This window comes from Micromonospora sp. NPDC050276 (assembly GCF_044459545.1).
Taxonomy (GTDB): domain Bacteria; phylum Actinomycetota; class Actinomycetes; order Mycobacteriales; family Micromonosporaceae; genus Micromonospora.
Genome location: NZ_JBITJA010000027.1, coordinates 20,273 through 30,097, shown reverse-complemented (window position 1 = coordinate 30,097; position 9,825 = coordinate 20,273). Strand labels below are relative to the sequence as shown.

The following is a 9,825-nucleotide window of genomic DNA, read 5'->3' as shown; positions in this document are numbered from 1 at the left end:
TGCAGCAAATAAGACCAACGACTAAAGATCAACCAACCGAGGTGGTCCAGTTTCAGCCGGACCACGGTGGTCAGGTTTGGAGCGGCGTTGACACGCCCGAGCCACCTCTTGAACAAGTCCGGAGCCAGCCGAACGTTCAGGTGTCCTGGTAGGGCGAAGATCAAGTCAGGCGTCGCGGTACGCGGGGCGCCGGCATTTCCGCCTGGTGCACGGCGCGGACGCCGTACCCGGAGTCCGCGATCGGTACGGCGACCGACGTCAGATGCCAGCGAGACGCTCGGCGAGTTCCTCGGGGGTGATGGTCTCGATGCCCAGTGCCAGGGCCTTGTCGAGCTTGCTGCCGGCCTTCTCTCCAGCGACGACGAGGTGGGTGCGGGCAGAGACACTTGAGGATGCGCGTCCCCCCGCCCTGGCGATCAGCTCGGTCATCTCGGTTCGGGATAGGTCCGAGAGAGGGCCGGTCATCGCACCGGTTACCACCACGGTCAGCCCCGCCAAGGGCAGCTCGCTCTTCGCCTCCTGGGCGGACGCCTCCGCATCGCCCTCAGCATCTGTGGGAGCAGCGGGAACGAAGCCGGGCTGGTCCAGATTCACACCTGCGGCGACGAGCTTGTCGATGACCGGGGCGAGGTCGGCCAGTTCCTCGACGATCACCGGGGCCTTCTCGTTGCCGATGCCGTTGACCTGCTCGAGAGCGACGGCGTCGGCGTCTCGAATGGCCTGCATGGAGCCGAAGTGCGCGGCGATGCGCAGCGACATGGAACGGCCGGTGCCCAGGACACCAAGGGCGCAGAAGACGCGATTCAGGGGCTTGGTCTTGGCCGTCTCGATCGCGGCCATGAGGTTGTCGGCGCTCTTGGCCCCCATGCGGTCCAGGGTGAGTAGCTGATCGCGGGTGAGGGTGAACAGGTCGGCGAAGTCCTCAATCAGCCCCTTGTCGACGAGTTGCACGATGATTTTCTCGCCGAGGCCGTCGATGTCGAGCGCGTCGCGGGCCACGGCGTACCGGATCGCCTCTTTCTGGCCGCAGGAGCGTCCCCGCGCGCAGCGCCAGCGCTCCTGGCTGCGGTCGATGCCGGAGCCGCAGCGCGGGCAGAGTTCGGGGAAGTCGATGGGCTGCTCGGTGCCGGTACGGAGACCGGCGACCGCGCCTTCGACACGGGGAATGACTTCGCCGGCTCGGTAGACGATGACGTGGTCTCCGAGCATCAGACCCCGGCGGGTGATGTCGGCCGGGTTGTGCAGCGTGGCGTAGGTGATGGTGGTGCCGGCGACGTCCACGGGGTCGAGGACGGCCCGCGGGGCGATCACACCGGTGCGGCCCACGCTCCACTCCACGGCGCGCAGCACAGTGATCTTCTGGGCGGCCGGGAACTTGAAGGCGGTGGCCCAGTGCGGCGTGCGAGAGCCCATCCCGGCCCGGATCTGGTCCGCGGGGCTGTCGGCCTTGATCACGGCACCGTCGAGTTCGATGTCGAGTCCCGCACGCAGGGCGCCGATCTCGCGCACCCGGTTCACAACTTGGTCAAGGGTCGCGTAGGTCCGGGTGGCGAGCGGGGTGTCGGCCATCGTCCCCAGCCCGAGATCGGCGAGGCGGGCGATGAGTTCAGTGTGGGTGAGCGCGGCGAGGCCGGGATCGTCGGTGTGCTCGGGGTGGGTCAGTGCGGCGTAGGCCAGGAAGGTCTGCCCGATTCGGTAGGCCCGGTCCTTCGCGCGCAGCGAGCCCGAGGAGGCGTTGCGGCGGTTGGCGAAGGCCGTAGCGCCGTGCATGATCCGCAGCTCGTTCGCAGCTGCGAACTGGTCCTCGGTCATGAGGACTTCGCCCCGCACCTCGACCGTGACCGGTTCGGTCAGGGTCATGGGCAGGCCGATGATGTCCCCCATCGCGTGGGACACGTCCTCCCCGGTCATCCCGTCGCCGCGGGTGACGAGTTGAACCAACCGGCCCTCACGGTAGCGGGCCGCCAAGGCCACACCGTCGAGCTTGGGTTCCACCGCCCAACCTGCCACCGCGGCTCCGCCCAGCCGCCGCTCCAGCGAGACCGCCCACGCCGTCAGTTCCTCGTCCGAGAAGACGTTCCCCAGGCTGAGCATCGGAACGGGGTGCGCGACGTCACCAGTTGTCACGCCCGCCGCGACCTGCTGGGACGGGGAGTCGACCGCGATCTGCCCGGGGTGCGCGTCCTCCCACGCGGTGATACCGCGCAGCAGCCGATCGTAGGTCTCGTCGTCCAGGTCTGATTCGCCGGAGCCGTAGTAGGCATCGGCGGCCTTCCGCGCCTGCGCGACGGCTTCAAGGTAGGCGGCCTCGTCAGCGAGGTCGACAGCGAACGCCGCTGCGGAAGGTGTCGTCATGCCGCCCATTCTGCTGACTGCCCCTGACAGCACGTCGGTAGCGCTGGTGGGATTCATCCCTGGTGTCGCGTCGGCGCCGCCAGGCGGGGGCGGCTGAGTGGCGCCGGTCCATCAACTCCGGGTCGCGTCGGGGCGAGCCCGAGCGTGCGATAGAAGGTGTCGTTCTCGAAGCGTCGGTGCGGGTCGAACGTGCGGAGAGCCTGCCGGAACCGGTGGAAGCCGTCGGTGTTGGAGGCGGGCAGCAGCCCCGGGTTGAAGTACTTGCCCCAGTGCGGCCTGCCGCCCAGCCTGTAGAGCAGGCGCTGGATGTCGTCGAACAACGGACGCGCGGCGGTGATCGACCCGGCGGGCGCCTCGGCGCTGCACGCCGAGGTCGCCCGCAGGCCACGGTCCAGGCGTTTCTGGCCGCCGAACGCGACACCCCACAGGAAGTCCGGTTCGGACCCTATGCCCAGCAACGCACCGCCGACCGGCTCTCCCGCAACCGCCACAGCCTGCCAGGCAGGCGTGAGTTCGCCGGCCGCGTCGGCGTGCTCTGACTGCCTCACGCCGCCGCCTTCCACCCGCGTCAAGCTATGGACGTCCCGTCAGAAGTTGTCCTCAGACGCCGGGGAATGACCTTCGTTCAAGCAGCCGTAGACCCCCCCGGGAAACCGGGGGAACGTCACCGGGATCCCGCAGGGAGACACTGCCCCTATGCCAACCACTGAAGCACAGGGTGCACGCTTTCCGCCGGTCGGGGCGCACCGCCGGGTGCCCGCCATCGTCCAGCCAGGACAACGAAAGAGCAGCGTCAGCGACGGCCAGCGAGACCTTCTCGCCGGCACCCAGCTCTATCTCTCTGACACCTACGCGGTACCGCTTCGGTCATCGCCAGCAGGTAATCCGGCGGGTGAGGCTCTCATGATCGAGCCTAATTGGTGACGCGTTTGCGCGTCAGGGAACGAGATTGATCGGCATGTCGGTCTCAGGCGAGTTTGGTGCCGGTACCCATCTGATGAAGCTGCCCGGCTTCCGCCGGCCGTGCGGCCCGCTTCGGCTGCAGTCTCATCGTGACCTCGTGCGTACCGGAGAGGAGATCACTGTCAAGCAGTCCACGCACAAACATCGAATCCTAGCCTCCCTACCCCGAGGAGATGATCGACAAACCGTGCCACGGTCCATGTCCCGCCGGCGTCAACCGGCCGGCCGGCGGCGCGTTTGGGGTCTAGATGGACGACCGGACGGCGGGGGACTCGATCGATTCGGGCGGGGAAACGGCAGTGGGGGTGGCGGACCTTCGCTGACGCAACCCGGTCGGCAGCACCGCCAGGGTGATCAGCGCGCCGAGCAGGCCCGTAGCGACGAAGCCCCAGGCGGGTGCCGAGGCATCGATCGCCGCACCGGCAAGCGGGGCACCGATCGCCACACCCACCACCATCGCCGAGCCGTGTAGGCCCATCGCCTCACCCCGCACGCTCGCCGGCACCAGCCGGCTCACCGCGTCGGCGGTGGCCGCCACGGTCGGCGCGGTGAACGCTCCGGCCGGCAGCAGCATCAGGGCCAGCAGCCACCACTGGCCGCTGCCCAGGCCGACGGGAATGGTGACCAGACCGAGGATCAGGGCGAGAACCAGCGACGGCACCGGACGGGAGAGCGCACCGTAGATGAAGCCACCGATCAACGAGCACGCCGCCCAGAGTGCCAGCACCACACCGGTCCATTCGACTTGGCCAGCGTCACGCAACACCGCCACCACCGACACATCGATGCCGGCGATCACCAGCGTGCCCGCCGCGCCACCGGCGAGCAGCCCGATCAGCCGCGGGGTCAACCACTGCCGGCGTGGCAGTGCCTGCGCCGGCGTCGTCTCCTCGTCACGCGCCCGGGTCGGCGGGTTCAGCACCAGCAGGGTGAGTCCGGCCAGCACGATCCCTCCACCGACGGCGTACATGGTGAGGGTGGGCGAGAGACTGATGGCCAGGGCCACCGCCCCCGCCGGCCCGACCATGAAGCTCAGCTCGACCGACATCGAGTCCAGCGCGTACGCCTGACGGCGCTGGGCCGGCGGGACCAGCGCGGCGATCGACTGCCGGACCACCGAGAAGACCGGCAGGGTGAGCAACCCGCCGACGAACGCGGCGCCGAGCAGCACCGGGTACGGCAGGACCGGCGCCGTACCCCAGAACAGCGCCGAGACCGCTGTGGTCAGCAGCAGCATCGGCCGCAGGCCACGCCGGTCGACCAGCCGGCCGAGCAGTGGCGCGCCGAGCGCCGAACCAACCGTCATCGCAGCCCCGACGAGTCCGGCGGCGAAATAGCCGCGGCCCAGATCGAGTACGTGCAGCGTCATCACCACCGCCGTGGCCGCCACCGGCACGCGAGCCAGAATGGCGACCAGCAGCAGGGGCCACAGACCCGGCAGCGCGAGTGCCTCCCGGTAGGGCTTCACATCCAACACGGTCCGTACCTCCCGGGCCATCCCGACCACGTACAAGTGACTGCAGTGTCATCCCGGTGACGCGGGCGCGGAAAGGCGTCGATGCTCTGTTCCGGAATGATGGGAATCGACGCCTTCCTCGCCGCACGGTGCGCAGGACCGACGACCGGCTCGGACGACAGCACCAGACCGGCCGACCGTCGGATTCCTCCGACGGGAGCGATCGTCCGGGCTGCGGCCGAGTCCCGCCCGGCACCCTCTCGAACGCCCGCCGGCCGGGGTTTCACGCCCGGATACCTTACCCCACCCACCGCGAAGATCCGGTCACCAGAAAGGCTCCGCGAGGTTGTTTCAGGACCTGGCGACGGCCCTTGTCACGTCGGGCGCGGCAGGCGAGGTGCTGAGTGCGTGCGGCGCGGATGGTGCCTTCTCTACGCCACTAGCGGTGAGCCGGCGCGCGGCGGCTAGGCCACCAGGAGTCGCATCATGCCGTGCACCGCCTCCGAGTCACGGAACAACTGCTCCCGGTCCTCGTGTACGAGGCGGATTAGCCCCCAGCAGCCGTCCAGGTCTCGGGTGACCGGCCAGTGGACGCCGTGCGGAGCGATCATTCTCTCGCCGTCGTACGAGGGAAGCTCCCTGACCCCTTCGAGCCCGGCATAGCCCTGCACCACACCAGGCTCGTCGTTGATTAGGCAACAGATGTTGTAGTGGCGCTCGAAGTGGTGGTCCCCAGACATACGGCGCCCATCGACGAAGATCCTGATGTTCTCCTGGAAGACGTTGAGGCCCGAGCACCGTTGGATCATCAAGGGAACGCTGGCACCCGGAAGACGGTTGTTGACCTCGACGACCCGCGGGCCGCGTGACGTCATCTTGAACTCGGTGTCGTTGATCCCGTAACGCACGCCGAGCGCGTCGTTGACCGACCTCACGTACGGCAGGGCCGCCAGGGCGATCGGATCGTCCAACGGCAGCGAGAACATGTTTCGATAGATGCTCGCGTTTCCGTCCCGCTGGATCTTTTCGTACTTGGCGAAGGCTATCGGCACGGCCTCGCCGCCACCGGTGTGCGCCAGGTCCATGAAATACTCGTCGCCATCCAGATACTCTTCGGCCAGCACCGTCGAAAACCGCTGGTGGTAAGGGTCGGCCTGACTCACGATCACGTTGAAGGCGTCGACGATCTCCTGCCGGTTCGCGCACACGAAGACATGGACGCCCCCGACCGAGGCATTCGGCTTGAGAACCACCGGGTAGCCGTGCCCGTCAGCCCAGGAGATGATGGACTCTAGATCCTCTGACTCGTGGAACGCGGCACACGGGACCCCGTGCCGTGTCCAGTGCTCCTTCATCACACGCTTGTTCCTTCGGGCCTCCAGACTCGTGGTCGGATTGCCGATGAGCCCGAGCGACTCAGCCAACACGTCTACGATCTTGAGAGACGGCGGAGCTCCCGGGACGACCGCGACGACGCTGCGGCTCTTCAGGAATGCCACCGTCTCGTCGGTGGTGGAGTGTTGGTAGACCTCGCTGAAGTCCGCTGGATCGAACGTCTGCGTGATGTAGGGGGTGCGGTATTCCTGGGTCAGGACGCAGATCACTCTGAAGCCGAGGGCGGCGCCTTCCCGGCCATAGGGCCCAGCCGCTGCAACCGGATCTATGACCGCGATGGCAGGGTCCAGCTCTGACATTTGAAAACTCCTCCCGTGAAGACACTACGCACAACTTCAACGCGTCATAGCTGCCGGGTTCGTGACCACTGACGCGACCGCGTACTAGGAAATAAATTCGAAGTAGCCGTTCGGTGCATAGTCGTCCACAGGTCGCTTGAACCGTTCGGCCGGCGGTGGGAAGCCTGCCTTCAAGAAGATGTCGAGAAAATAGGCCCCTTCCGTGCTGGTGATGCCGAGGCCGCGGGCGACCCGGTCGTCCACGTCGGCATGCTGCCGTGCATGGTCGATGACGACGTTCTTGATGCCACTGCCGTCCGGCATGCGAATCTTGGGTCGATCGACGATGTAGGCGGGCAGCCGGTCGCGCATGGCCTCTCGAAGAACCCATTTCTCGACGCCGTTACGGATCTTCAGATCCATCGGCAGAGAATACGCGAACTTGAGAAGGTGACGGTCCAGGAACGGCACACGTGTCTCGACGGAGTTCATCATGCTTGATCGGTCCACCCGTTGCAGATCGGTTCGGTGGAGGTTGCCAACCCGGTACTTCATCAGACCGACCGGATCCGCATGCGTCTTGAATAGGTCGTACCCGGCCAACACCTCGTCGGCTCCGTCACCGCAGATGGCGACCTTGATGCCGTGTTTCCTGACGGCCTGATAGACGAGATACTGCGTGCAGGCGTCGATGATGTCCACGACCTCGAACAACTCGGCCCCGTAAACTATCCGGGGGATGATGTCGATGAGATCCGAGCGGTTCAGATAGACAACGTGCTGCTTGACCCCGAAGTCTTCGCAGTAACGTCTCGCCACCTCCACGTCCGCGGCCCCCTCGAAGCCGACCGTGAAGGCGGTGACGTCGTGGTGATACCTCCGTGCCGCTTGCAGGACCGAGGCGCTGTCGATGCCGCCGCTAAACGGCACGGCAAGCGGGAGGTCGGTGTCGACCTGCTTACGCACCGCGTCCTCGAAGAGCTCCCGATACTTGCGGGAAGCCGCAGAGCTTGCGATCGGTACCTGCTGGTCGTCCAGCTCAAAGTACCGGACTTCCCTGCCGTTGTGGACGTAGGTTCCGGGCGGCACCGGACGAATGGGCGCGAAATAATCGAGCAGACATTTCTGCTCGGAGGCGAACCGATAGACCCCGTCCTGGAGCTGGTAGTACAGCGGTTTGATGCCGACATGGTCCCGCACCGCGAGGAACGATCCGTCTCTGCTGTCGCAAATGACGAACGCGAACATGCCGTTCAGTTTCTGCAGGAACGGGATTCCCCACTCGAGGTAGGAACGCAGTACCACCTCGGTGTCGGAGTCCGTGCGAAAGGCATGCCCGAGCTCCTCCAGTTCCTGTCGGATACTTCGGAAGCCGTACAACTCTCCGCTGAACACCAACCAGACCTGTCCCGCCTCGTCGGACAACGGCTGGGACGCATGTTGGCGATCGACGATGGCCAACCGGTTCGTTCCCATCGAGAAGCGAGCTCCCGAGCCCCGCTCTCCAAAATGATCAAAATCCCCACGATGCCGGATTCTCTCCAGCATACGGATCAGCTCGTTGTTCCGAGCCGTGGCACGTTCGTCGCCCTGCGGCACCAACTCGCGATCGACCACGACGGCGATCCCACACACCTTGTTACCTCTCATTCGCAAGCTCGAGATCGGGCGCCAGTTCCGGCACACCAACCGGACATTCTTGCATTTTCGGATCACCAACCGGGCCGCCTCGTAGACGCTGCCCGGGGACTCGCAATAGATATCGTTCCCGACAGCGCGACGCTAGCTGACACTGAAGCTCATACTGTCGGTCGACTGGACGAGAACTGCGGTCGCAGTGATCTCGACGAGGAGTTCCGGCCGCAGGAGCGGCGCCTGGACCGTGGTGTTGACGGGGGTGATGTCCCCGAAGTATTTCTGGAACATTCGCGCGTAGTCGTCGAAGTAGCTGAGGTCCGGCAGGTGCGTCACAGTACTGACGACGTGGTGCAGTTCTCCCCCCAACTGACGGAGCGTGGCCTGGACCTTCCTGATGACGTAGTCGGTTTGCGCACCCACATCCTCGGCGCAAGCTCTTCCATTCGCATCGATAGCGGTGGTGCCGGCGACAAAGATCTGATTGCCGACGCGAATACCCCGCGAGTAACCCATCTGCGGCTCATATCGCGATGGGCTAAATACCAACTGCTTGCCGTCCTTCGTGATGGGACTCGAAATCTCTGGCTCAGTCATCACGGCCTCCCAGTTCGACGATCTGAAAAGTTCTGTCGTTCCTTACGCAGCCGGCATCGCAAGGACCGAAGGGCTGCGAGGTCGCTCGAAGTCAACCCTTACGTCCGACTCCGACAAGGGCGGTGCGGGGCAACTCGCCTGCCCAGCCGTCCGCTGTCTCGAACACGGACAAGGTTCCGCTGTCACGCACGGCCGGAGACACGACCGAGCCGAACTGCTCCAGACCGTACGACCCGTACTGCAGGCACTTGGCAACCTGGTCCTCGATCCAGTCCAGGGCGGAGCCGGCTTCCTGCTCGTCGCAGGTTAGACCGTAGGAGTTCAGGAGGTAGTTCAATATGCCCAGTCGCGCGCCGTAAGCGTCGCGTGCATGCACGACGATCGGGTCGTAAATCAGCTTGACCGCGATGTCCGCAAAACCGGCCGCCGCCATCCCCACCTCGAGTTCGGCGCGGCTGAAGTGCGTGTACTTGTGCCCGTTCGGCGAATAGGTGTCGACCACGGTCTCGAACCAGTTCGCCGTTGGTGAGCCGACCTCGAAGTCATGGACGACCAGGCGCCCGCCTGGCCGGAGTACGCGGAAGGCGTCCGCGTACGAGGCAGTTCGCTGATGGACAGGTATGTGGTGGGAGCCGTAGGCGAAGAGCACACCCCCGAACGTCTCGTCGCGGCATAGGAGGAACTGCGCAGCCAGTCGAACCGCCGGTAGCTCGTACGCCAGAGCCTGACGGATCATCTGCCCTGAAAGATCGCCGGTCAGGATCCATTGGCGAGGGCTAGACCAGTTCGGCAGCTGCTTCGCCGCCCTGGCGACGGTTCCGTCACCACCGAGGACGTCCAGAAGAAGGTAGTCCGGCAGCAGCCCGCCGGCGCTCGGCTCCCCGGACGCCAGCTCCAGAAGCTGCGCGACTCCGACCGCCTTTACCATGCTCTGCTGGTGGGCCTGCCGGTACGAGTCTCCCCGGCCGGTGCTGTTGGACTCGAACTCGTTTGGCTCCGCGAACATCGGCCCCAGCACTTCGTCTCGTCCCGGACGATGCAGCCATAGCGTCGATGCCATGTGCGGAAAGCGGGCCCGGAAGCTCCGCTCGAAGTCACTGATCGACATCCCGGGCAGGTACCGTGCGGCAAGATCGAAGGTCACTG

Annotated in this window: 7 protein-coding genes; all 7 read right to left on the bottom strand. The window is 65.8% G+C overall.

Going from position 1 to position 9,825, the window contains the following annotated elements:
• Positions 1–258: 258 nt before the first annotated feature.
• Positions 259–2,355, bottom strand: a complete 2,097-nt coding sequence (gene ligA, locus ACIBF8_RS31160) for an NAD-dependent DNA ligase LigA (RefSeq protein WP_396787490.1) — start codon at positions 2,353–2,355, stop codon at positions 259–261.
• A gap of 53 nt (positions 2,356–2,408) precedes the next feature.
• Positions 2,409–2,903, bottom strand: a complete 495-nt coding sequence (locus tag ACIBF8_RS31155) for a D-arabinono-1,4-lactone oxidase (protein ID WP_396787489.1) — start codon at positions 2,901–2,903, stop codon at positions 2,409–2,411.
• Positions 2,904–3,562: 659 nt separating this feature from the next.
• On the bottom strand, positions 3,563–4,816 hold the full coding sequence (locus ACIBF8_RS31150; RefSeq protein WP_396787491.1) for an MFS transporter: 1,254 nt from the start codon (positions 4,814–4,816) through the stop codon (positions 3,563–3,565).
• Positions 4,817–5,238: 422 nt separating this feature from the next.
• A complete protein-coding gene (locus ACIBF8_RS31145) occupies positions 5,239–6,468 on the bottom strand; it encodes an ATP-grasp domain-containing protein (protein WP_396787488.1) in 1,230 nt (409 codons plus the stop codon).
• Between the two features lie 84 nt (positions 6,469–6,552).
• Positions 6,553–8,064 (bottom strand): asparagine synthetase B family protein, encoded by a 1,512-nt coding sequence (locus ACIBF8_RS31140; RefSeq protein WP_396787487.1) that lies wholly within the window; start codon positions 8,062–8,064, stop codon positions 6,553–6,555.
• Positions 8,065–8,229: 165 nt separating this feature from the next.
• Complete coding sequence (locus ACIBF8_RS31135; RefSeq protein ID WP_396787486.1) at positions 8,230–8,679, bottom strand: RidA family protein; 450 nt, start codon at positions 8,677–8,679, stop codon at positions 8,230–8,232.
• 91 nt (positions 8,680–8,770) lie between these two features.
• Positions 8,771–9,823, bottom strand: coding sequence for a class I SAM-dependent methyltransferase (locus ACIBF8_RS31130; protein WP_396787485.1), 1,053 nt, complete (start codon positions 9,821–9,823; stop codon positions 8,771–8,773).
• Between the last annotated feature and the right edge of the window lie 2 nt (positions 9,824–9,825).